Raw genomic sequence first — 371 nt, 5'->3', positions numbered from 1 at the left:
AGGAGCCGCCCTCGCCCAGGTCCTCCGTCGCCGACCTCGCCGCGCTGGACGCGCTGCTGCGGTGGGCGCGCACCACCCGCAGCGGCGACCGCTCGCAGGCCCCGCCCACCACCGAGCGCGCCTGGGCGGAGGTCTCCACCGACTCCACCGGGTGCCCCGGCGCCGCCGCGTGCCCGTTCGGGCGGGAGTGCTTCGCCGAGACCGCCCGCGCCACCGCCCGCGAGGCCGACGTCGTGGTCACCAACCACGCCCAGCTCGCCCACGACCTGCTCCGGCCGCAGCCGCTGCTGGGCGAGCGCGAGGTCCTGGTCGCCGACGAGGTGCACGAGCTGGAGGCGCACCTGTCCTCGGCCTGGGGGCAGGAGGTCGCC

At 78.4% G+C, this 371-nt stretch carries 1 pseudogene; it reads left to right on the top strand.

The window, feature by feature from the left end:
* Positions 1-371: pseudogene (locus tag GTQ99_RS24045) on the top strand (ATP-dependent helicase); the annotation flags it as partial.

Origin of the sequence: Kineococcus vitellinus (assembly GCF_009906315.1) — a bacterium.
In the GTDB taxonomy this organism is placed as follows: Bacteria; Actinomycetota; Actinomycetes; order Actinomycetales; family Kineococcaceae; genus Kineococcus; species Kineococcus vitellinus.
This window is presented reverse-complemented; position numbering and strand designations above follow the sequence as displayed.